The sequence below is a fragment of the Bradyrhizobium sp. CSA207 genome, from assembly GCF_029051685.1.
Lineage (GTDB): Bacteria > Pseudomonadota > Alphaproteobacteria > Rhizobiales > Xanthobacteraceae > Bradyrhizobium.
This window is the reverse complement of the sequence record NZ_JAACFT010000001.1, coordinates 337357-359887: the sequence shown is the minus strand read 5'-3', so window position 1 is coordinate 359887 and position 22531 is coordinate 337357. Positions and strand designations below refer to the sequence as shown.

Below are 22531 nucleotides of genomic sequence, written 5' to 3'. Positions count from 1 at the left end.
AAACCATGCTCAACCGACGCAGCGTCCTGCTTGCCTCCCTTGCCGCCGGAGTAGCCATGACCGACAAAGCGCACGCCAAGCCGTCGCAGCCGGCGACGCCGGTCAATTTCGACGTACCGCCCCATGCCTGCGACTGCCACACCCACATCCACGGCGATCCGGAGAAGTTTCCGTTCTTCGCGGGGCGCGTCTATACGCCCGAGCTGGCTTCGCCGGAGGAAATGGCCGCGCTGCACAAGGCGCTGCATATCGAGCGCGTGGCAATCGTCACACCGAGCGTTTACGGCACCGACAATTCCTCCACTTTGTTCGGCATGAAGGCACGCGGCGCAAATGCCCGCGGCGTCGCCGTGATTGACGACAAGACGACCGATGCCCAACTCGACGCGATGCATCAGGAGGGTTTTCGCGGCATCCGGATCAACCTCGCGACCGGCGGCATCAACGATCCCAATGTGGGCCGGGCGCGCTTTACGGCGGCCGTCGAGCGCGTGAAGGCACGCGGCTGGCACGTGCAGCTTTATACGACGCTGCCGATGATCACCGCGATCAAGGAGCTCGTGCTGGCCGCGCCGGCGCCCGCCGTGTTCGACCATTTCGGTGGGCTCGAGGCATCGCTCGGGCTGGAGCAGCCGGGATTTGCGGACCTGATCGAACTGGTCAAATCCGGCAAGGCCTATGTGAAGATTTCCGGCGCCTACCGTTCGTCAAAACTCGCGCCCGATTACCAGGACATGGTGCCATTCGCGCAGGCGCTGATCGCGGCGAACTCTGACCGCATCGTCTGGGGTACCGACTGGCCGCATCCGGATTCCAGCCAAGTGCCGGGCCGAAAAGCAACCGACGTCGCGCCGCTCTACCAGATCGACGACGGCAACCTCCTCAACCAGCTTCCGGTGTGGGCACCGGATGCGGATATGCGCAAGAAGATCCTCGTCGACAATCCGGCGCGACTCTACGGTTTTTGATCAGCGACGGAACTCGCGACGCTCGCCCGATCGCGCCGCGGCTGTTCTGCGAGGCGGCGTCAGCGTGCACGGCGGGCGAAGAACGAGATCAGGACCGGCAGCGTCACCAGGATGACGATCGGCGCCAGCATCATGCCGGTGACGACGACCACCGCAAGCGGCTTCTGCACCTGCGAGCCGATGCCCTCCGACAGGGCCGCAGGCAGCAGACCGACGCCGGCGACGACGCACGTCATCAGCACCGGCCGAAGCTGCAATTCGCCGGTACGGATCACCGCGCTCATGCGGTCCATGCCTTCGTCGATCAGCTGGTTGAACTGCGACAGGATGATGATGCCGTCCATCACGGCGATGCCGAACAGCGCGATGAAGCCGATGGCGGCGGAGACGCTGAACGCCGTGCCGGTGATCAATAGCCCGAGCACGCCGCCGAAGATCGCCATCGGGATCACGCTCATGGCGAGCAGCGTGTCGGTCATCGAGCCGAAATTGAACCAGAGCAGGACGCCGATCAGCGCCAGCGAGATCGGCACCACGATCGACAGCCGCCGGATCGCGTCCTGAAGATTGCCGAACTCGCCGACCCAGTCCATGTGCGCGCCGGGCGGCAATTGCACCTGATCGGCGATCTTCTGCTGCGCCTCGCGGATCGCACTGCCGAGGTCGCGCTCGCGCACCGAGAATTTGATCGGCAGATAGCGTTCCTGCTGCTCGCGGTAGATATAGGCCGCACCGGAGACGAGGCTGATGCTGGCGACCTCGCTCAGGGGGATCTGGGTGACGGTGCCGTTCGGCCCGGGCGCGCCGATCCGCAAATTCTGGATTGCTTCGGCGCTCCTGCGGAATTCCGGCGCAAGGCGAACAATGATCGGGAAGTGACGGTCGCTTCCAGCCTCATAGATGTCGCCTGCGGTGTCACCGCCGATCGCCACTTTGATGGTGGCGTTGATGTCGCCAGGTGCGAACCCATAGCGCGCGGCCTTGGCACGGTCGATGTCGATCTGGATGGTCGGCTGTCCGAGTGAGGTGAACACCGCAAGGTCGGTGACGCCCTGCACCGTCGCCAGCACCGACTTGATCTTGTTGGCGGTGTCCGTGAGCGCCTGCAGATCGCTGCCGAACAGCTTGATCGAGTTCTCGCCCTTCACGCCGGAGACGGCTTCGGAGACGTTGTCCTGGAGATATTGCGAGAAGTTGAACTCGACCCCGGGGAAGCGGTCGTCGAGCTGCTTGAGCAGTTGCGCGGTGAGTTCTTCCTTGTCGTGAGTGCCGGGCCATTCGCTGGCGGGCTTGAGCGGCGCGAAGAACTCGGCATTGAAGAAGCCCGCCGCGTCGGTGCCGTCATCCGGACGGCCGTGCTGCGAAACCACGGATTCCACTTCGGGCCGGGCGCGGATCAGCTTGCGCATCTCATTGACGTAGGTGTTGCCTTCCTGGAGCGAGATGGTCGGCGGCAGCGTGGCGCGGATCCAGAGATTGCCCTCCTCCAGCTTGGGCAGGAATTCGAGACCGAGCAGCCGGCTGAGCGCCACCGTCATCAGAACCAGGACAGCCGCGCCACCGAGCACGATGTTGCGATTGGCGACCGCCCAATTCAGCAACGGCGTGTACAGCCGGTGCAGGATCAGCATGACCCTGGTCTCGGTCTCCTCGACATGCGCGGGCAGGATGATCGCAGAGAGCGCCGGGGTCACAGTAAAGGTAGCGAGAAGTCCGCCGGCAAGCGCATAGGCATAAGTCCGCGCCATCGGCCCGAAGATGTTGCCCTCGACGCCGGACAGCGTGAACAGCGGCAGGAAGGCCGCGATGATGATCGCGGCGGCAAAGAAGATCGAGCGCGAGACGTCGGCCGCGGCGCTGAGAATGGCATGACTCTTCATGCCGAACAGCGTCTCGTTGGACATCTGCTCGGATTCCGACATCGGCGTCGTCTGCGTCAGTCGGCGGAAGATCGCTTCGACCATGATGACGGTGGCGTCGACGATCAGGCCGAAATCGATCGCGCCGACCGACAGCAGGTTCGCCGATTCCCCGCGCAGCACCAGGATGATCACCGCGAAGAACAGCGCGAATGGAATGGTGGCGCCGACGATCAGCGCGCTGCGCAGATCTCCAAGGAAGATCCATTGCAGCAGCACGATCAGCAGCATGCCGAGCACCATGTTGTGCAGCACGGTGTGGGTGGTAAGCTCGATTAGGTCGCCGCGGTCGTAGATGCGCTCGATGCGTACGCCGGGCGGCAGGATGCTGGAGTCATTGATGGTTTGAACGAGCTGGTGGACGCGCTTGATGGTCGGCGAGCTCTGCTCGCCGCGACGCATCAGGACGATGCCCTGCACGATGTCGTCGGCCTCATCGAGGCCGGCGATGCCGAGACGGGGCCTCTGGCCCACCGTAACCGTGGCGACGTCCTTCACCAGCACCGGATTGCCGCCGGTCTGGGCCACCATGGTGTTGGCGAGATCGTCGATGGACCGGATCAGGCCCACGCCGCGCACCACGGCCGATTGCTGGCCGATATTGACGGTGTTGCCGCCGACATTGACGTTGGAATTGCCGACGGCCTGGAGCAATTGCGGCAGCGTCAGACCGTTGGCGACCAGCTTGTTGAAGTCGACCTGAAGTTCATAGGTCTTGCTCTTGCCGCCCCACCCCGTCACGTCGATCACGCCGGGTACGGCGCGGAAGCGGCGCTGGAGGATCCAGTCCTGGATGGTCTTGAGGTCGAGCACGCTGTAGTTCGGCGGACCGACCAGCCGGTAGCGGAAGATTTCGCCGATCGGGCTGAGCGGCGATATCTGCGGCTGCACGTTGCCCGGCAGCGGCGCAAGCTGCGCCAGACGGTTCAACACCTGCTGCAACGCCTCGTCGTAGGTATAAGCGAAGGAGAACTGGAGTTTGACGTCGGAGAGGCCGTAGAGCGAGATGGTGCGGATGGTCGTGAGGTTCTTCAGACCGGCGACCTGCGTCTCGATCGGGATCGTGATGTAGCGTTCGATCTCCTCCGCCGACAGGCCGGGGCTCTGCGTCACGATGTCGACCATCGGCGGGGTCGGGTCGGGATAGGCCTCGATGTTGAGCTGGTTGAACGCGATCAGGCCGCCGATCAATACGGCGACGAACATTCCGACCATCAGGAAGCGCCGGTTGACGGCAAGGGCGACGAGGCGATCCATTCAGGTCTTCAGCTTCCTGCTCGTCGATCAGCTACCGGACGCCGCACGGTCGATGAACAGGCTGCCCTTCGTGATGATCTGCTCGCCGGGCTTGAGGTTGCTGGTGACCTCGACGAGATTGCCGTTGATGAGGCCAATCTTGATCTGGCGCAGCTCGACCGACTTGTCCTCGCGCGCGACCCAGATGCGGACCTGGTCGGCTTCGTAGATCAACGCCTGCTTCGGCACGGCTGGCGCGGCGCGGTCGCCGGCGGAATAGATCGTGACGTTGGCGAACATCTCCGGCTTGAGCAGCCCGTCCTTGTTGTCGATGGTGGCGCGGACGAGGAGACGGCGGGTGCTGGGGTCGATCGCCGTGGCGACATAGTTGATCTTGGCGGTCAGGGGACGGCCCGGCAGCGCCATCACGTTGACGGTGATGTCCTGCCCGATGCAGACCGAAGCTGCATCGCTCTCGCGTACGAAGGCGGTGAGCCAGACCGTGGAGAGATCGCCGATCACGAACACCGGATCGCTGGCGCCGGAATTGACGTACTGGCCCGGACCGATCTTGCGCTGCACGACCGTGCCCGCGATCGGCGAGTAGATCGTGACCTCCGGATTGATGGCGCCCTTGTCCTGGAAGGTCTTGATCGTCTCGTCGGTGAATCCGAGGATGCGCAGCTTGTTTCGCGCAGCTTCCAGCGCAGTCGCCGAGGAGCGCACGTCGTTCTGCGCCTGGATCTGGGTCGCTTCGGCCTGCTGATAATCCTTCAGCGGAATGGCGTGGCCTTCATAGAGATCCTTGGCGCGCTTGAACTGGATGTCGGCGAGATCGACCGCCGACTTCGCCTTGTTCTGCGAGGTCATCGCCGTGATGAAATCGTTCTGCGCCTGCACGGTGTCGGCGGCCTCGATCGTGAACAGCGGCTGACCCTGCTTCAGGCTCTCGCCGGGCTTGGCAAGCAGCTTGGTCACGCGTCCGGCATAGGGCGAGAACACCGGCGTCGAGCGGTCCTCGTCGACCGCGACCTTGCCTTCGGTGACATATTCAGCGCGGAACGTCTTGGCCTTGACCGGCTCGATCGTCAGCGTCGCCCATTCGGACGGCGTCGGCGTGAAGTTCTGCGCATTCCTGCGCGACTGGCTGGAGATTTCGGAGTGGCTCTTCTGCTTGGTCCCCGCATAGAGGAAGCCGTAGGCCCCGGCGCCGGCGAGTGCCAGTAAAACTACGGATACGATCATCCGTTGTTTTGTAAACACCTGCAATCGCTTGGTCTTTTCAACTACCATGGGGCCCGGTCTAGTCTGCGACGATCTCGGCAAATGACTGCGTGATCGATCGCGCTAATAGTGCCGAATTCAGATTTCAAACAACCTAAAAAGTACCGATCGCTTTGAGGTTTGCGTTAAAATTTTGCGACACGTCAGCCCCACGTCAGGTTCGCAGCGGCCACGCAGGTGGATGAGTGCCGAGCGGCATTGCCGGACGGCTCCATTGTGCCGGCGTTTTCGACAGCACCGCCGAATGCTTCACTGCCTTCAACGTGCCGAAGCCAGATGGCATGCTCTCGATGAATGCAGCATGTACGGCCTCGCCCGTAAGATCCGGGGTGTTCAAACCATGCTCGAGCCGGCCGAGATTCCACAGCCAACGCCCGGTCTGCGCCAGCGACACCCGCACGTGCCAGCTGCCGCCTTTGCGGGACTGACGGGCCTTGGCCATCATCGCGCCGAACGCCATCAGATAGCCGGTGGCGTGGTCGAGCATCTGTGCCGGCAACTCCTTCGGCCCGTCGATGCCGGCAGCCTGTCCCTCGGCATGATTGAAGCCGGTCGTGGTCTGCACAAGGGAATCGAAGCCGCGCCGATCCGCCCAGGGGCCGGCATGGCCATAGGCCGACAGCGTGACGTAGACGATGCCGGGATTGATCTTCGCTGCATCTTCCGGCGCAAAGCCGAGGGCTGCGAGGGCGCGCGGGCGATAGCCTTGTGAGAAGATATCGGCCTCCTTCAGAAGTTCGCGCAATTGTGCCTGCCCCGCCTCGCTCTTGAGCTCGATGAAGGTGGTGAGCTTGCCGCGCCCGGTATCGATGGTGAGCCAGGGAATGGCGGGCAGCTCAGGCCCCGAAACCAGAAGCACGTCCGCGCCGTGGGCGGCGAGCGTGCGGCCGGCGACCGGACCTGCGATCACGCGGGAGAGATCGAGCACGCGAAGGCCGGCCAGCGGGCGATCGCCGTGAGGCCAGGATTTTGGCGGGGCATCGCCGATCTTCTCGATCGAGATCAGCGGCAATTCGGCGAGCGCTCGTGCCTGCGGCAGCGCGGACCATTCGTCATGGCTGCGCATCAGGGCGACGACGCCGCCGGCGGCGTAAGTCGCAGTTTCAAAATCCTCGCCCTTCCATCGCATCAATGCGGCCTGCACTTTCTCGCGCTCCGGCTCGCAGCCGAGCACCTTGCAAACGGCGTCACGGTGATGCCTGAAATTGGTGTGGCAGCGGACGAAACGATTGTCGCCGGTGTTGTAGACGCCGGCAATGGCGTCCCAGGCCGGTGGCGGTGGCTTGTCGTCGACGCGCAGGTAACGCTCGGAGCGGCATTCGACCACGGCGTGCCGCATGTCGACGCTAACGTCCTGTGCCTCGCCGCCGCGCATCTTCCAGATTTCAGCAGCGGCAAGGCCAGCCGCGGCAATCGTCGTCTGTCCGGCAACGGCAACGCGAAACGAGGACGGGATCTGCGGCTCCTCGCCGGTCAGTCGCACGCGTTCGAGCGCGGCCGCATCGCCTCCGACGGAGGTCCAGATGTCGCTGAGAATGCCGGCGGGGCTTTGCATGACCGCTTCTCTCCCTTAGTTTCGCGACCTTCCATGAGCACACAAGGGAACGCAATGGCCGCCATCGATCCCCTCACCGCAGGCGCCGTGTTCATCGCAACGGCGGCCACCGACGCGGTTTATGTCATGTTCACCTCAGCCGTGATCGCGCGCAAGCGCGTGCCGGCCGCGAACTGGAGCGCGGTCTGGTACCTGCTCTCCTTCTATGCGGTGATCAGTTACACCGAAAACGCATTCTATGTGGCTTTCGCCGCGCTCGGCTCCTGGGCCGGCGCCTACGCCTCGCTGACCTTCCTGCACCGCCCGCCCGGCGGCCCGCCGGTGGGGGCTGCGCCGGAGTGAGGGGTCTCGCTCTTGGCCATCTTGCGCGGTGTCATCATCCGCGAAGGCGGATGATCCAGTATTCCAGAGACGCTGGTGATAGAGCCGTGACGTCACGGCGTACTGGATACCCCGCCTTCGCGGGGTATGACGTCGCATTTGTTGATGCGACTATGATCGCCTCAATGAAAATCCCGTGACGACGGCAGGATGCGGACGTTGCGGGGGTGGCGGATTTTCTGGGCGGGAGCATCCACGTGGTCGCGGCGGTCGTCGTTGAGCGGCTCGATCAGGTCGGCACCGGCGGGAACCGGATGTTTGCGGCTCAGCGCGTCGTTGGCGAGGCCGATCAGATCCTGCGAGCGGTCGATCATGCGCTGGGCGATGAGATGCGTCACCTTTTCGGGGCTGCTCTGGATGTAGCCTTCGACCATGATGAGACGCGCGCCCATCACCTCCTTCCTGTACTGCTCCATGATCTTGGGCCACACCACGACATTGGCGATGCCGGTTTCGTCCTCCAGCGTCATGAACACGACGCCGCTGGCGCTGCCCGGCCGCTGCCGCACCAGCACCACACCGGCGCAGCGGACGCGGCGCCGCTCGTTCTCATGACGGATGTCCTTGCAGGCCACGACGCGCTCGCGCGAAAACATCTCGCGCAAAAATTCCATCGGGTGGCCTTTGAGCGAAAGGCGGATGGTCTGGTAGTCGGCGACCACCTGTTCGGCGCGCGGCATCACCGGCAACGGTTTTGCGTGCTCGTCCGGCTGCTCGCGCGCGGTGGCCGCTTCGAACAGCGGCAGCGGTACGTCATCTGGCAGGCGCCGCACCTGCCACAGCGCCTCGCGGCGGTCGAGCCCGAGTGAGCGGAAGGCATCGGCGTCCGCCAGCAGGATCAGCGCGCGCTTGGGCAGGCTGGTGTCGCGGGCAAAATCTTCCAGCGAGGTGAAGGGCCGGCGATTGCGGGCGGCGACGATGCGGTCGGCCCAATCTTCCTTCACCTCCCCCGCTTGCGGGGGAGGTCGCATCGCATCGAAAGATGCGATGCGGGTGAGGGCTCTCTCCTCTTGGGGAGCGTGAATCGCGGAGGCACCCCCACCCCAACCCTCCCCCGCAAGCGGGAGAGGGAGCGCAATCCCGTCGTGGTTCGCGCTTCGCGCGTCCCGGAATGACAGCTGAGAGCGTTTCAGGCGCTCCTCATCCTGATCGAGCCAATGGAAACCGTCGATCTGGCGGAAACCAAGACGGACAGCACAATATTTATCGTCGGTGTTCTCCAACGTGTTCTGCGCAAAGCTGTAGGACACGTCGATGTCGCGCACCTCGACACCGTTCTTGCGGGCGTCGCTGACGATCTGCGCCGGGGCGTAAAAGCCCATCGGCTGCGAATTCAGCAGGCCGCAGCAGAACGCGTCGGGATGGTAGTGCTTCAGCCAGGACGAGATGTAGACGAGCTGCGCGAAGCTTGCAGCATGGCTTTCCGGGAAGCCGTAGGAGCCGAACCCCTTGATCTGGTCGAAACAGCTTCTGGCGAAGTCGGGATCGTAGCCGCGCGCGACCATGTTGCCGATCAGCTTGTCCTCGTATGTACCGATGGTGCCGAGATTGCGGAACGTCGCCATCGAGCGGCGCAGGCCGTTGGCTTCCTCGGAGGTGAATTTTGCGGCCTCGATCGCGATCCGCATCGCCTGTTCCTGGAACAGGGGCACCCCGAGCGTTTTGTGCAGCACCTTGTAAAGCTCGTCCTTGTCGCCATGCTCCGGTGACGGCGATGGATAGCTCACTTTTTCCAAGCCGTTTCGCCGCCGCAAATAAGGATGCACCATGTCACCCTGGATCGGCCCCGGCCGCACGATCGCCACCTCGATGACGAGATCGTAGAAGGTCCGCGGCCTCAACCGCGGCAGCATGTTCATCTGCGCGCGGCTTTCGACCTGAAACACACCGAGCGATTCTCCCAGGCACAGCATGTCGTAGACTTTGGGGTCATCCTGCGGGACGCTTGCCAGCACCCAGCGCTTCCCCTTGTGCTGATCGATCAGATCAAAACACTTGCGGATGCAGGTCAGCATGCCCAGCGCCAGCACGTCGACCTTCATCATGTTGAGCGCGTCGACATCGTCCTTGTCCCATTCGATGAAGGTACGGTCGTCCATCGCGGCGTTACCGATCGGCACATAGGTGTCGAGCCGGTCTTGCGTCAGCACATAGCCGCCGACATGCTGGGAGAGATGGCGCGGAAATTCGATCAGCTCGGTCGCAAGCTCGACCGCAAGGTTGATCATCGGATTCTCGGGATCGAGCCCGGCCTGCTTGACCTGCATGTCGTTGAGGCCCTTGCCCCAGCTTCCCCACACGGTGTCGGCGAGTGCGGCGGTGACGTCCTCGGTTAGGCCCAGCGCCTTGCCGACGTCGCGGATGGCGCTGCGCGGGCGATAATGGATGACGGTGGCGATGATCGCGGCGCGGTGGCGGCCGTAGCGGCGATAGACATATTGCATCACCTCCTCGCGGCGCGAATGCTCGAAATCGACGTCGATGTCCGGCGGCTCCAGCCGCTCCTTGGAGATGAAACGCTCGAACAGCAGGTCGACCTTGGTCGGATCGACCGAGGTGATGCCGAGCACGTAGCAGACGGCCGAGTTCGCCGCCGATCCCCGCCCCTGGCACAGAATGTTCTGGCTGCGCGCATAATGCACGATGTCGTGCACGGTGAGAAAGTAGTGCGCGTATTTCAGCTCGGCGATCAGCGCGAGCTCTTTCTTCAGGGTGGCGCGAAGCTTGTCGTCGATATTGTCGCCGAAATACTTCTGCACGCCCGCCCGGGTCAGGTCCTCCAGGTGCTCTTGCGCGGTCTTGCCCGGCGGCACCGGCTCGTCCGGGTACTGGTATTTGAGCTGGTCGAGCGAGAAGTCGATCTTGTCGGCAAAGCGCATGGTCTCCGCGACCGCGCCTGGAAAATCGCGGAACAGCCGCGACATTTCTCCGGGGGTCTTCAAAAACCGCTCGGCATTGGCCTCGAGCTTCCTGCCGATCGCATCGATCGTGGTCTTTTCCCGGATGCAGGTCAGCACGTCCTGCAAGGAACGGCGCGCCGGGTGGTGATAGAGCACCTCGTTGGTCGCGAGCAGCGGCACTATTGCTGCCGCTGCGAGATCACCGAGCCGCACCAGGCGGCGCCGGTCGTCGCCGCGATAGAGCAGGCTCGCCGCCAGCCATACGCCCTCGGCGCGACTTGCCTTGAGTTTTGCGAGAATATCCAGCGCTTGCGTCGGCTCGAAGCGATGCGGCAGCGTCAGGACCAAAAGCTGACCTTCCGAAAACGCCAGGAGGTCAGCAAAAGTGAGATGGCACTCCCCCTTCTCGATCCGCGTGATATCGTCGCCACGCTTGCCTTTGGTGAGAAGCTGGCAGAGCCGGCCGTAAGCCGCGCGGTCGCGCGGATAGACCAGAATGTCGGGCGTGCCGTCGATGAAAACGATGCGCGCGCCAATCAGCAGCTTCGGCTTGTTCAGCACCTCGGCATTGTCGAGTTCCTTGTAGGCGCGCACGACGCCGGCAAGCGTGTTGTGATCGGCGATGCCGATCGCGGGAACGCCGAGGATGCTGGCCTGGTGCACATAGGCGCGCGGATCCGAGCCGCCGCGCAGGAAGGAGAAATTGGTGGTGATGCCGATCTCGGCATAGGCTGATGTCGTCATGCGAAGAGGCCGTGAACATACCAGTTGGCGGGAACGGGCTTGCCCTCGTCATCGATGAGCTCGCTGTCGTAAAGACCGTCGCGAAAGATCCAGAAGCGAAGGCCTTCGGCATCTTCGATGCGAAAATAGTCCCGCGTCAGCTGCTTGCCGTCCTGCCGCCACCATTCCATGGCGATGCGTTCGGGCCCCTCCACCCGCACCACCGCATGCAGCGCGCGCCGCCAGGTGAATTGATGCGGGGCGCCGTCCGGGACGGTTGCGAACGGCACCTTGATCGGCTCCGGCCTGTCGAACAGCCGCAAGGGCCGCAGCGGCGGCTCGCTCGCAACGCGCGCCGGCCATTCGGCCTGCATGGCGGCGGCGAGATGGCGCTGCGCAGGCGCGGCCAGCACCGCATGCTCCGGAATATGGGTGTCCTGCGGCAGGTGCACGACGACGCGCTTTCCGCCGATGCGCGCGGCGATGCGGTCTATCAGCGCGGCAAGCTCGTCATTGTCGTGGACATGGGCGTCGAGATCGCGCTGCTCCTGCACCACGATCTCGGTGCGGCTGGCCGACAGCCGCACCATGTCGAAGCCGAAACCGGGGTCGAGGGGATCGGCGAGCGCATCGAGACGCTCGCGGAAGAGACGGTCGATGACCGCGCTTTGCGTCACCGGACGCCCGGTCTCGACCATGATCGCACGCACCACGCCGTCGGTGCGGAAGAAGGCGGCCTCCAGCCGTCGCGCGCCCTTGCCCTGCTTCTCCATGGAGGCGATCAACGTGTCGGCGAGCCGCGACAGCGTCATCGCGATCATGGTGTCGGTCGCGATCGGCTCGGCAAAGCGTTTTTCCACAATGTAGTCGGGCAGCGGTTTTCGCGGGCTGATCGGCGCATCGCCTTGCCCCAGCGCATGCGCGAGCAGCGTGGAGAACCGCGCGCCGAACCGTGCCGTGATCTCATGGGAGCTGCGGGAGGCGACATCGCCGATGGTTTTCAGGCCGGCACGGCGCAGGCCGGTGGTGATGGCCTCGTCCGCGCCGAGTGCGGACACCGGCAGGGCGCTGATCGCCTCCGCCTCTCCGCCATCGGCGACGATGGTGCCGGGTGCCTGCCGCGTCAGCGTGCGCGCGCAGACCGAGGTGCCGGCGATCGCCGCGCTGACCGCAAAGCCCTGGCGGGCAAGCGCACGGACCAGCGTCTGCAACAGCGTGGCTTCGCCGCCGAACAGATGTGCGCAGCCGGTGATGTCCAGGAACAGCCCATGCGGCGGATCGAGCGCCACCAGCGGCGTGAAGCGGTCGCACCAGTCGGCGATGTCGCTGAGCGTCTTTGCATCGGCCGCGACATCGGCGTCGAACACCTTCAGGTCCGGACACATCGCCCGCGCATTGGCCAAGGGCAGGCCGATGTGCAGGCCGAGGCGCTCGGCGGCCTCGTCGAGCGCATGGATCACCAGCGCGTTGTTGTCCTTGGCGACGACGATGCCGGGTTCATTATTTCTACCCAGCCCGCCGTTGAAGAACCGCTTGATCCGGTCGATGGGCAGGCGCGGCAGCCACAGGCTGAGGATACGCCGACGATTCAGAGAACTGGCACTCATCACACTTCCATTCCATGATCCACCGGCCACACGGGCCATGACGATTGCGCAAGAGCTCGGCATCGAAGCGCGGCGTGCCCCAGGCACTCCACATCGCCCCCGGCGGCGAATGCGCCGCACGCAGCATCCATCGTGTCTCCGCGGTCGAGGGCAAAGGCTGCGCGGCCATCCGCAGCAGCAGGCCGGTCACGCCGGACGACTGCGCGGCCAATGTCAGCTTGCGGCTCGCCACGAGGTCGAACTGTCTGGTCTCGCCCCAGAGCTCGAGCACGACGGCGCCAAGCGCATCGCAGGCGAGCGCATCGGCCGAGGTGCGCAGCGCGCTCTCCACATCGGCGGCCCGCACCATCACCACGCGGCGCGGATCGAGGCCGAGCTCGGCGAGCCCGTGCATCGACAGTGCGCCTGTTTCCATGTCCGAAAATTCCTGCCCTATCCACAGCAACGGCTTGCGCTCCGTCACACGACCCGCAAGCCCGCTGACAAAACCCGTCGCGGCCGTACCCTGGCGGCCCTCACAAAACACCTCGTGGATCGCCGCGCGCGCGAGCCCGCCTTGCAGTGCCCCATCGGCTTCCGGGTGGCCCAGCGCCACGCGATCGCGATGATGCACGGCATCCGAAACCTCGATGCGCTCGATCTGGCCGCGCAAGGTCGCAAGCGCGCTGATGCGTGCGCCGCTCATGCTCGCCGCTCCTTCAGAGGTGATTGCCGTGGCTCTCGAAAAGAGAACCAACGGCTGGCTCATTTGTTCATGATATGTTCTAATATAAAGCTAACGGGCGCATGAGAGTCAATCGAATTGGCGCGTCTGCAGATTCATGAGCGGAATCAATAGGATTCGAGTGCCATGTACCTCATTACCCTGGACTGCGAGACCGATTTCGACGGCTGGCGTAAAGCCGCACGCGCGTTCGCACTGCATCATGTCGCACCGGCGGACGTGACGTGGTGCGTGCAAGGCCAAATAAAAGACCAGGCGCCGCCCGGCCTGTCCGAAGCGCCGAGCCTTCCGCCGATCGAGACCGAGGGCACGTTCACTGTGCCGGCCAATTTCATCGAGCTTGCACGCATCGCGATCCTGCATCGCGACGATGAGCGCTTTGCGCTGCTGTATCGCCTGCTCTGGCGGTTGAAAGCCGATCACGACCTGCTGGGCATGATGACCGATCCTGACGTGGCGCAGGCAACTGCTATGGCAGGCGCGGTGCAGCGCGATGCTCAGCGGATGCGCGACCTCGTCCGCTTCCGCGAGATCGGGCGCGAGCAAAAGGCGCATTACGCCGCCTGGTTCGAGCCGGAGCATCACATCGTCGCATTCGCCGCGCCGTTCTTCGCGCGTCGTTTTGCCGATATGCCATGGTCGATCCTCACGCCTGACGTTTGTGCCCATTGGAACGGTCACGCGATCTCCTTCACGCCAGGAATCAGCCGGACGGAATGGCCTACCCCTGGCCGTCTGGAGGAAACCTGGCGGCGCCATTTCCAGCCCGACCGGCTGACAACGACCGACGCGCCGGTGAAGCGCCGGAGGAACCTTCAGGACGCGTCGATACTTGGATCGATACTTGGACCTCTGCTCGCTGATGCCGAACGCTGGACCGGCGGACGGATCTCCCCACGCCCGGAAGCCAATATGGGACGCAACCCTGCCACCGACGATCTCGAAGCGCTCCGCGAGGAGGCCGCGCACTGCCGCGCCTGCCATCTCTACAAGGACGCGACCCAGACCGTGTTCGGCGAAGGCCCGAAGTCAGCCAACATCATGCTGGTCGGCGAACAGCCCGGCGACAAGGAAGACCTCGCCGGCCATCCCTTCGTCGGCCCTGCCGGCCAGATGCTCGACCGGGCGCTGGAGGAAGCCGGCGTCGACCGCAGGAAGGTCTATGTCACCAACGCGGTCAAACACTTCAAATTCGTGCCGCGCGGAAAAATCCGCCTGCATCAGAAGCCGAACACGCCGGAGATCAGAGCGTGCCGGCAATGGTATGAGCGGGAAGTTTCGGCAATCCAGCCCGATGTTATCGTGGCCATGGGAGCGACCGCTGCACAAAGCGTGTTCGGTAAGATCACCCCGATCGGCAAGAACCGGGGCCGGCTGATCGACCTTCCCGATGGCCACAAGGCGCTGGTGACGGTGCATCCGTCCTACCTGCTGCGGCTACCAGATCCGGAAGCCAAGGCGTTGGAATATCAGCGCTTTGTCGAAGATTTGAAGGTCGCCGCCGGTTTGCAGAAGAAAGCCGCGCGGGCCGCCTAAATACTGGCAAGAAGGCGGCTTTCACGCCTCGGTTGTCATCCGGCCTTCAAATCCATCGCGGACAATACCCTTACTTGAAAGTTAGGGGCGTCCAGACATGACCGATGTTGCATTCGACCGCGCGGTGGCCGATCCCGCGCCGATCCAGCCGGCCTCGCGGCCAAATCTCGACAAGGGCTTCAACCCGCTGACGACGATCCTGTTCTTCGGCATCCTCGCCACGGGCCTGCTGTTCGTCGCCTACAGCATCTATGTCGACGTCAACGCGACCGGCGCGCGCGTGACGACCTACCTGCCCTATATCCTGCTGTTCGTCGCGCTCCTGATTGCGCTCGGCTTCGAATTCGTCAACGGCTTCCACGACACCGCCAATGCGGTGGCGACCGTGATCTACACCCATTCGCTGCCGGCCGAAGTCGCCGTGATGTGGTCCGGCTTCTTCAACTTCCTCGGCGTGCTCATGTCCTCCGGCGCGGTCGCCTTCGGCATCGTCTCGCTGCTGCCAGTCGAGCTGATCCTCCAGGTCGGCTCCAGCGCCGGTTTCGCGATGGTGTTCGCGCTGCTGATCGCCGCGATCCTGTGGAATCTCGGCACCTGGTTCTTCGGCCTTCCCGCCTCCTCCTCGCATACGCTGATCGGCTCGATCATCGGCGTCGGTATCGCCAACGCCGTCATGCGCGGCCGCGATGGCACCTCGGGCGTGGACTGGAGCAAAGCGACCGAGATCGGCTATGCGCTGCTGCTGTCGCCGCTGGTCGGCTTCATCTGCGCCGCCGTGCTGTTGCTGGTCCTCAAGTTCATCGTGCGCAACCCGGCGCTCTATGCTGCACCCGAAGGCAACAAGGCGCCGCCGCTCTGGATCCGCGGACTGCTGATCGCGACCTGCACCGGCGTCAGCTTTGCGCACGGCTCCAACGACGGCCAGAAGGGCATGGGCCTGATCATGCTGATCCTGATCGGCACCGTGCCGACGGCCTATGCGCTCAACCGCGCACTGCCGGAATCGCAAGTCGTCCAGTTCCAGAAGACCTCCGATGCCGCCTCCAAGGTGATCGCGGCGAAGGGCGCCGGCCACAGCATCATCGGCGATCCCCGTCCAGCGGTGACGCAGTACATCGCGCTGCACCACCTCAACGAGGGCACCTATCCCTCGCTCGCCGCGCTGGTGAAGGACGTCGGCGATCAGGTCGCCAGGTACGGCTCACTGACCAAGGTGCCGGCGGAAGCCGTCGGCAACACCCGCAACGACATGTACCTGACCTCGGAGGCGATCCGTTTCCTGATGAAGGACAAGGAAAACGATCTCAACAAGGAGGAGATCGCAGCTTTGAACGCCTACAAGGGCTCGCTCGATGCCGCCACCAAGTTCATCCCGACCTGGGTGAAGATTGCGGTGGCGATCGCGCTCGGCCTCGGCACCATGATCGGCTGGAAGCGCATCGTGGTCACCGTCGGCGAGAAGATCGGCAAGACCCATCTCACCTATGCGCAGGGCGCTTCGGCCGAGCTCGTCGCCGCCGCAACGATCGGCGCCGCCGATGTCTTCGGTCTGCCGGTCTCGACCACCCATGTGCTGTCGTCGGGCGTTGCCGGTACCATGGCGGCGAACGGCTCCGGCCTGCAATGGTCGACCATCCGCAACCTGCTGATGGCCTGGGTACTGACGCTGCCCTGCGCCATCGCGTTGTCGGCCACCCTCTACGTGATCTTCTCGCGGATCTTCTGAGTTATCACACCCTCAAAGACCAAGGGCCCGTGCGATGCACGGGCCCTTTTCCGTTCCGTCACGACGTCGAATTTATGAAGCCGCGAGCGATTCCTCGACCAGCTTGACCCAGTAGGACGTGCCAAAGACGATCGCCTCGTCGTTGAAATTGTAGGCGGGATTGTGCAGGCCGGCGCTGTCGCCGTTGCCGCAGAAGATGAAAGCGCCGGGCCGCGCTTCCAGCATGTAGGCAAAATCCTCACCACCCATCATCGGCGACATCTCGAGCACGTTCGTCTCGCCCGCGACCTGCTGGGCGATGCGCTTGGCCACTTCGGTCTCCGCCGCGTGGTTATTCACGACGGGATAGTTGCGCTTGTAGTGCAGGTTGATCGTAGCACCGGTGACCTGTGCAACGCCTGCAACCACTTCGCGCACGCGCTTCTCGACCAGCTTGCGCACGTCCGGCGACAACGTGCGGATGGTACCCCGCAGCTCCGCGGACTGAGGAATGACGTTGCGGGCGTTGCCGGCGTGGAACTCGCAGATCGAGATAACGGCCGATTCCAGCGGATCGACGCTGCGTGCAACGATCGACTGCAACGCGGTGATCAGTTGCGCGCCGACGAGGACGGAATCGACGCATTTGTGTGGACGCGCGGCATGGCCGCCGAGGCCCTCGATCTTGATGTCGACCTCGTCGGTCGCCGCCATGATCGGGCCCGGCCGGATCGCGAACGAGCCGACCGGAATGCCGGGGCCATTGTGCATGCCGTAGACCTGCTCGATGCCGAAGCGCTCCATCAACCCGTCCTTGACCATGGCCGCGCCGCCGGCGCCGCCCTCCTCGGCCGGCTGAAAGATCACCACCGCATCGCCGGCAAAATTGCGGGTCTCGGCGAGGTAGCGCGCGGCTCCGAGCAGCATCGCGGTGTGGCCATCATGACCGCAGGCATGCATCTTGCCCGGAATCTTGGAGGCGTAAGGCAGGTTGGTCTCCTCCTCGACCGGCAGCGCGTCCATGTCGGCGCGCAAGCCGATCGCCTTGAGCCCCTCGCCGGCCGGCTTGTTGCCCTTGATCACGCCGACCACGCCGGTCTGGCCGAGGCCCGTCACGACCTCATCGCAGCCGAACTCACGCAAGCGGTCAGCAACGAATGCTGCGGTGCGGTGGACGTCGTACAGGAGCTCAGGGTGCTGGTGGATGTCCCGCCGCCAGGCCTGGATATCGGGTTGAAGGTCGGCGACGCGGTTCACGATGGGCATGGATGGGGTCTCAAGCTCTGTTGGGAATACAGGATTGTCTACCATGCAAGCGCCAGTCCACCCAACGGCCGCGGACCGGGGTCTGGCCCTGCCTGCCCGGCATAGCCGGGCTTGTCCCGGTCCGCCGCGTCTGCCTATTAGGGCGGAACGTTAAGTGATCATCCGGGTGGAAGCAGAATGCCAAGGCGGCTCGAAGGTGAATTTGACTATATCGTCGTCGGAGCCGGCACGGCCGGCTGCATCGTCGCTAACCGGCTGTCGGCCGACCTGAAGAACCGCGTGCTGATCCTGGAGGCCGGCGGCGACGACAACTGGATCTGGTTCCACATTCCCGTCGGCTATCTGTTCGCGATCGGCAATCCGCGCTCGGACTGGATGTTCAAGACCGAGCCAGAACCGGGCCTCAACGGCCGTTCGCTTGCCTATCCCCGCGGCAAGGTGATCGGCGGCTCTTCGGCGATCAATGCCATGATCTCGATGCGCGGACAGGCCGCCGACTACGACCATTGGCGCCAGCTCGGCATGACCGGCTGGGGCTATGACGACGTGCTTCCGCTGTTCAAGCGGCTCGAGGATCACTTCCTTGGGCCCAGCGAGCATCATGGCGCGGGCGGCGGCTGGCGCATCGAGGCGCCGCGGCTGTCATGGGCCGTTCTCGATGCGGTGGGCGATGCCGCCGAAGAGATGGGCATCAAACGCATCCCGGATTTCAACACCGGCGACAACGAAGGCACCAGCTATTTCCACGTCAACCAGAAGCGCGGCCGGCGCTGGTCGGCGGCGCGCGGCTTTCTCAAGCCCGCGCTGAACCGCCCCAATCTGCGGCTTGAGAAGCACGTGCTGGTCGATCGCCTGATCATCGAGCAGGGCCGCGCCGTCGGCGTGCGCTTCATCCAGAACGGCGAGGTCATCGAGGCACGGGCCAAGCGCGAGGTGATCCTCTCGGCAGGCGCGATCGGCTCGGTGCAGGTGCTGCACCGCTCCGGCATCGGGCCTGCCGACTGGCTCTCGCCGCTTGGGATCGACATCGTCATGGACAAGCCCGGCGTCGGCCGCAATCTCCAGGACCATCTCCAGCAACGCGCAATCTACAAGGTCGAGGGCGTGCGCACGCTCAACGAGACCTATTACAACCTGGTCCGCCGCGGCCTGATGGGGCTCGACTACGCCTTTCGCCGCCGCGGCCCACTGACCATGGCGCCGTCGCAGCTCGGCATCTTCACGCGCTCTGACTCCAGTCGCGCACGCGCCAACATCCAGTTCCATGTGCAGCCACTGTCGCTCGACAAGTTTGGCGATCCCCTGCACCGCTTCCCTGCCATCACGGTCAGCGCCTGCAACCTGCAGCCGACCTCGCGCGGCAGCGTGCGCCTGCGTTCAGCGACGCCGGACGAGAAGCCGATCATCGCGCCGAATTATCTGTCGACGGACGACGACCGCCAGGTCGCCGCCGACGCCATCCGCACCACGCGCCGCCTGATGCAGCAGAAGGCGCTGGCCAAATACCGCCCGAGCGAGTATCTGCCCGGCCCCTCCGTCGGCGACGACGATGCGTCGCTCGCGAAGGCCGCCGGCGATATCGGCACCACCATCTTTCACCCGGTCGGCACCGCGAAGATGGGGGCGGCCAATGATCCCATGGCCGTCGTCGACGAGCGCCTGCGCTTCTACGGCCTTGGCGGCTTGCGCGTCGTCGATGCCTCGATCATGCCGACCATCACCTCGGGCAATACCAACACGCCGACCGCGATGATCGCCGAGAAGGGCGCAACTATGATCCTGGAGGATACGAAGTAACTGCGTAGCCTGGATGGAGCGCAGCGAAATCCGGGGATTGCCGGGTACCTGGGTCCCGCATTCCGCTTCGCTTCATACGGGCTACGATACTCGTCACCTCACGAAAACGTCATCGTCCCCCGCGAATAAATCCACCCCTCTCCCAATCACCTCCCCGAAGCCCAATTCCGGGCGCGAGGAGATGCGCGATGAGCGGACACGATCACGGAGACGACGGCGTCAGCCGCCGCAAGGTGCTGGAATGCATGACCTGGGCCGGCACCGGCGTGCTCTGGACCGTCACGGGCGGTGTGCCGCGTTCGCTCGGCATCATCGACTCTGCGCAGGCCGCGACCGCGGCCGCGCCCGGCATGACCTTCCTCCAGATCAGCGACAGCCATGTCGGTTTCGACAAGCCGGCCAATCCCAATGCGCTGGGCACGCTGGAGGAAGCCGTCAACAAGATCAACGCGATGCCGGCAAAACCCTCATTCATGATCCACACCGGCGACATCACGCATCTGTCGAAGGCGGCCGAGTTCGACAATGCCGATCGCATCATCTCGCAGAGCAAGCTGGATGTGCATTACGTGCCGGGCGAGCATGACTTCCTCGACGAGGAAGTGAAGTTCTACCGCGAGCGCTATGGCCGCGGCACCAAGGGTCAGGGTTGGTATTCGTTCGACGCCGGCGGCGTGCACTTCATCGGGCTCGTCAACGTCGTCGACCTCAAGGCCGGCGGCCTCGGCAATCTCGGCGCCGAGCAGCTCGCCTGGCTCGAGGACGATCTCCGCGGTAAATCGCAGTCGACGCCGATCGTGCTGTTCGCGCACATCCCGCTCTGGACCGTCTATCCGGAATGGGGCTGGGGTACCGAGGACGGCGGCCGTGCGCTCGAATACGTCAAGGGCTTTGGTTCGGTCACTGTGCTGAACGGCCACATTCACCAGGTGATGCAGAAGGTCGAGGGCAACGTCACCTTCCACACGGCGCGCTCGACCGCCTTCCCGCAGCCGGCGCCGGGAGCCGCCCCCTCACCCGGACCAATGAAGGTCGAGGACGCCAAGCTTCGCTCGATGCTCGGGGTTGCCAGCGTCAACTTCAAGCAGAACGAGCAGCGGCTCGCCATCATCGACACGCCGCTCCAAGGCTGATCCAAGCTTGAACGGAAGCTGACAATGAAGACACTCAATCGCCGCGACTTCGGTGTCGCCGTGATCGCGGCCATGCTGCTGCCCGCCACAACCGCCCGCGCCGCCGACGACATGGAGGTGCATATCGACAATTTCGTGTTCCAGCCGGCCGAGCTCAAGATCAAGACCGGTACCACCGTGACCTGGACCAACCGGGACGACATCCCCCACACCGTGGTGTCGGCCGGCAAGTTCAGGTCAAAAACCATGGACACCGACGACAAGTTCTCCTTCACCTTCACCAATGCGGGCGACTACAAATATTTTTGTTCGCTGCACCCGCACATGACGGGGATGATCAAGGTTGAGTAACATCTCGAACCAAGGCATCTCTGTCTTACCCGGCCGGTGGTCCCACGCCGGCCGGGCTAGCGCATCTTCAGCCGTGTCCAGGGAAGAAACAAGACAACAGGCAAGGCGAGAGGCGATGCCCGTCAGCGACGATTTGCAGAAGGCGCAGCGCTTCCGCGAGATGGCGCTGCCTTATCTCGACGACGTCTACACGCTTGCGCGCTATTTGCTGCGCGATGCCTCCGATGCCGAGGACGCCGTACAGGAATGCTATCTGCGCGCGCTCAAGCATTTTGACAGCTACCGCGGCCCGGCGATGAAGCCCTGGCTGTTCGCGATCCTGCGCAACGTCTGCAACGCAGAATACGCAAGGCGTGCGCATTCGCATACCGCGATCGAGGATACGCCTGAAGTCGCCGAGCAGACGCCAATATGGCAGGAGACCGAGGCGAGCCCGGAGACGGAAGTGCTGCGCAGCCGCGACGCCGGCGCCATTCGCAAGCTGATCGATGCGCTTGCCGAACCGTTCAAGGAAACCTTCGTGCTGCGCGAGATCAGCAATCTGTCCTATCGTGAAATCGCCGAAGCCGTCGGCGCGCCCGTCGGCACCGTGATGTCCCGCCTCGCACGCGCCCGCGCCATGCTGCGCGCGGCCTGGATGGCGGAAGAGGAGCACTCGAAATGACCTGCGACGAAGCAAAGATCCTGCTTCACGCGCTGCTCGACAACGAGCTCGATGCCGGCCATGCGCGCGAGGTCGAAGCACATATCGCAGGCTGCCCGGCCTGCGCCGCGGAGATTGCGGCGCAACGCGAGATGCAGCGCGTGCTCGCCGATACCAGCTTGCGCTACGCTGCGCCGGCAAACTTGCGCGCCCGGATCGAGGCGTCGATGCCGCAACCCCAGCGCCAGCCGACCCGCCGCTCCGTGCTGCGCGGTTTTGCCATGGGCTCCGCGGTCTCAGCGCTCGCCGCCTCCGGCGTCGTCGCCGTCGTGCTGCGCCAGGACGACCAGCAGCGCATCCTCTCGGAGGTCGTTTCCGCCCATCTGCGCTCGCTTCAGGCCGGCCACCTTACGGACGTGATCTCGACCGACCAGCACACCGTCAAGCCGTGGTTCAACGGCAAGCTCGACGTCGCCCCGCCCGTGATCGATCTTACCGCGCAGGGTTTTACGCTGGTCGGCGGCCGGCTCGACTATATCGACGCGCGCGCCATCGGCGCTGTCGTCTACCGGCGGCGGCAACATTTGATCAACCTGTTCGTGTCGCAGACCGCCAGCGCGGTGTACCGCGCGCCGAAAACCGAGACCATGCAGGGCTTCAACTGCCGCCGCTGGGGCAATCGCGGCCTGAACTTCTGGGCCGTCAGCGATCTCGGCGCCGACGAGCTCGCGGAGTTCGTGGACAGGTTCGAGGCGGCGATGAAGGGGAATGTGGAGGGCTAGCGGCCTCCACCGTCATTGCGA

Annotated in this window: 16 protein-coding genes; 9 read left to right on the top strand and 7 right to left on the bottom strand. The window is 64.3% G+C overall.

Annotated elements, in window-relative coordinates:
* Nucleotides 1-5: 5 nt before the first annotated feature.
* The gene (locus GWG65_RS01570; protein WP_275193527.1) at nt 6-968 is read left to right on the top strand and encodes an amidohydrolase family protein; all 963 of its coding nucleotides are present in this window, start codon (nt 6-8) and stop codon (nt 966-968) included.
* A gap of 59 nt (nt 969-1027) precedes the next feature.
* Here GWG65_RS01570 and GWG65_RS01565 read toward each other — a convergent pair whose 3' ends face one another.
* From GWG65_RS01565 to GWG65_RS01555, 3 genes are all read right to left on the bottom strand, one after another.
* Nucleotides 1028-4144 (bottom strand): CusA/CzcA family heavy metal efflux RND transporter, encoded by a 3117-nt coding sequence (locus GWG65_RS01565; RefSeq protein WP_275193526.1) that lies wholly within the window; start codon nt 4142-4144, stop codon nt 1028-1030.
* 27 nt (nt 4145-4171) lie between these two features.
* Nucleotides 4172-5416, bottom strand: a complete 1245-nt coding sequence (locus tag GWG65_RS01560; protein WP_275193525.1) for an efflux RND transporter periplasmic adaptor subunit — start codon at nt 5414-5416, stop codon at nt 4172-4174.
* 145 nt (nt 5417-5561) lie between these two features.
* Nucleotides 5562-6962 carry a CoA transferase gene (locus GWG65_RS01555; RefSeq protein ID WP_275193524.1) on the bottom strand — a complete coding sequence of 467 codons (1401 nt, stop codon included), beginning with the start codon at nt 6960-6962 and terminating at the stop codon, nt 5562-5564.
* Nucleotides 6963-7016: 54 nt separating this feature from the next.
* Between GWG65_RS01555 and GWG65_RS01550 the strand changes: the two genes are divergently transcribed.
* A complete protein-coding gene (locus GWG65_RS01550; protein WP_275193564.1) occupies nt 7017-7304 on the top strand; it encodes a hypothetical protein in 288 nt (95 codons plus the stop codon).
* A 161-nt stretch (nt 7305-7465) separates the two neighbouring features.
* Here GWG65_RS01550 and GWG65_RS01545 read toward each other — a convergent pair whose 3' ends face one another.
* From GWG65_RS01545 to GWG65_RS01535, 3 genes are read right to left on the bottom strand one after another with little or no spacing between them, the layout of a single operon-like run.
* Nucleotides 7466-10987, bottom strand: coding sequence for an error-prone DNA polymerase (locus GWG65_RS01545; protein ID WP_275193523.1), 3522 nt, complete (start codon nt 10985-10987; stop codon nt 7466-7468).
* Nucleotides 10984-12573 carry a DNA polymerase Y family protein gene (locus GWG65_RS01540; RefSeq protein ID WP_275193522.1) on the bottom strand — a complete coding sequence of 530 codons (1590 nt, stop codon included), beginning with the start codon at nt 12571-12573 and terminating at the stop codon, nt 10984-10986. Before GWG65_RS01540 ends, GWG65_RS01545 begins: the two co-directional genes overlap by 4 nt.
* A complete protein-coding gene (locus GWG65_RS01535) occupies nt 12473-13258 on the bottom strand; it encodes a DNA repair protein (protein ID WP_275193521.1) in 786 nt (261 codons plus the stop codon). Before GWG65_RS01535 ends, GWG65_RS01540 begins: the two co-directional genes overlap by 101 nt.
* 165 nt (nt 13259-13423) lie before the next feature.
* Between GWG65_RS01535 and GWG65_RS01530 the strand changes: the two genes are divergently transcribed.
* Nucleotides 13424-14833, top strand: coding sequence for a UdgX family uracil-DNA binding protein (locus GWG65_RS01530; RefSeq protein ID WP_275193520.1), 1410 nt, complete (start codon nt 13424-13426; stop codon nt 14831-14833).
* A 97-nt stretch (nt 14834-14930) separates the two neighbouring features.
* On the top strand, nt 14931-16559 hold the full coding sequence (locus GWG65_RS01525; RefSeq protein ID WP_275193519.1) for an inorganic phosphate transporter: 1629 nt from the start codon (nt 14931-14933) through the stop codon (nt 16557-16559).
* Between the two features lie 72 nt (nt 16560-16631).
* Here GWG65_RS01525 and GWG65_RS01520 read toward each other — a convergent pair whose 3' ends face one another.
* Nucleotides 16632-17804 (bottom strand): M20 aminoacylase family protein, encoded by a 1173-nt coding sequence (locus GWG65_RS01520; RefSeq protein ID WP_275193518.1) that lies wholly within the window; start codon nt 17802-17804, stop codon nt 16632-16634.
* A gap of 177 nt (nt 17805-17981) precedes the next feature.
* Here GWG65_RS01520 and GWG65_RS01515 point away from each other — a divergent pair, with 177 nt between their 5' ends.
* The 5 genes from GWG65_RS01515 to GWG65_RS01495 all read left to right on the top strand — a co-directional run bounded on the left by GWG65_RS01515 (nt 17982) and on the right by GWG65_RS01495 (nt 22510).
* Nucleotides 17982-19601: a GMC family oxidoreductase N-terminal domain-containing protein gene (locus GWG65_RS01515; RefSeq protein WP_275193517.1), complete on the top strand. Its 1620-nt coding sequence runs from the start codon at nt 17982-17984 to the stop codon at nt 19599-19601.
* 188 nt (nt 19602-19789) lie between these two features.
* Nucleotides 19790-20734, top strand: coding sequence for a metallophosphoesterase (locus tag GWG65_RS01510; RefSeq protein ID WP_275193516.1), 945 nt, complete (start codon nt 19790-19792; stop codon nt 20732-20734).
* A gap of 24 nt (nt 20735-20758) precedes the next feature.
* Nucleotides 20759-21085 (top strand): cupredoxin family copper-binding protein, encoded by a 327-nt coding sequence (locus tag GWG65_RS01505; RefSeq protein ID WP_275193515.1) that lies wholly within the window; start codon nt 20759-20761, stop codon nt 21083-21085.
* 115 nt (nt 21086-21200) lie between these two features.
* A complete protein-coding gene (locus GWG65_RS01500; protein ID WP_275193514.1) occupies nt 21201-21749 on the top strand; it encodes a sigma-70 family RNA polymerase sigma factor in 549 nt (182 codons plus the stop codon).
* The gene (locus GWG65_RS01495; protein ID WP_275193513.1) at nt 21746-22510 is read left to right on the top strand and encodes an anti-sigma factor; all 765 of its coding nucleotides are present in this window, start codon (nt 21746-21748) and stop codon (nt 22508-22510) included. Before GWG65_RS01500 ends, GWG65_RS01495 begins: the two co-directional genes overlap by 4 nt.
* The last annotated feature ends 21 nt before the right edge of the window (nt 22511-22531 follow it).

What these genes read in the sequence shown, in the direction of transcription:
- GWG65_RS01570 (WP_275193527.1), top strand. Translation starts at nt 6, where the DNA reads ATGCTCAACCGACGCAGCGTCCTGCTTGCCTCCCTTGCCGCCGGAGTA.
- GWG65_RS01565 (WP_275193526.1), bottom strand. Translation starts at nt 4,144, where the DNA reads ATGGATCGCCTCGTCGCCCTTGCCGTCAACCGGCGCTTCCTGATGGTC.
- GWG65_RS01560 (WP_275193525.1), bottom strand. Translation starts at nt 5,416, where the DNA reads ATGGTAGTTGAAAAGACCAAGCGATTGCAGGTGTTTACAAAACAACGG.
- GWG65_RS01555 (WP_275193524.1), bottom strand. Translation starts at nt 6,962, where the DNA reads ATGCAAAGCCCCGCCGGCATTCTCAGCGACATCTGGACCTCCGTCGGA.
- GWG65_RS01550 (WP_275193564.1), top strand. Translation starts at nt 7,017, where the DNA reads ATGGCCGCCATCGATCCCCTCACCGCAGGCGCCGTGTTCATCGCAACG.
- GWG65_RS01545 (WP_275193523.1), bottom strand. Translation starts at nt 10,987, where the DNA reads ATGACGACATCAGCCTATGCCGAGATCGGCATCACCACCAATTTCTCC.
- GWG65_RS01540 (WP_275193522.1), bottom strand. Translation starts at nt 12,573, where the DNA reads ATGAGTGCCAGTTCTCTGAATCGTCGGCGTATCCTCAGCCTGTGGCTG.
- GWG65_RS01535 (WP_275193521.1), bottom strand. Translation starts at nt 13,258, where the DNA reads ATGAGCGGCGCACGCATCAGCGCGCTTGCGACCTTGCGCGGCCAGATC.
- GWG65_RS01530 (WP_275193520.1), top strand. Translation starts at nt 13,424, where the DNA reads ATGTACCTCATTACCCTGGACTGCGAGACCGATTTCGACGGCTGGCGT.
- GWG65_RS01525 (WP_275193519.1), top strand. Translation starts at nt 14,931, where the DNA reads ATGACCGATGTTGCATTCGACCGCGCGGTGGCCGATCCCGCGCCGATC.
- GWG65_RS01520 (WP_275193518.1), bottom strand. Translation starts at nt 17,804, where the DNA reads ATGCCCATCGTGAACCGCGTCGCCGACCTTCAACCCGATATCCAGGCC.
- GWG65_RS01515 (WP_275193517.1), top strand. Translation starts at nt 17,982, where the DNA reads ATGCCAAGGCGGCTCGAAGGTGAATTTGACTATATCGTCGTCGGAGCC.
- GWG65_RS01510 (WP_275193516.1), top strand. Translation starts at nt 19,790, where the DNA reads ATGAGCGGACACGATCACGGAGACGACGGCGTCAGCCGCCGCAAGGTG.
- GWG65_RS01505 (WP_275193515.1), top strand. Translation starts at nt 20,759, where the DNA reads ATGAAGACACTCAATCGCCGCGACTTCGGTGTCGCCGTGATCGCGGCC.
- GWG65_RS01500 (WP_275193514.1), top strand. Translation starts at nt 21,201, where the DNA reads ATGCCCGTCAGCGACGATTTGCAGAAGGCGCAGCGCTTCCGCGAGATG.
- GWG65_RS01495 (WP_275193513.1), top strand. Translation starts at nt 21,746, where the DNA reads ATGACCTGCGACGAAGCAAAGATCCTGCTTCACGCGCTGCTCGACAAC.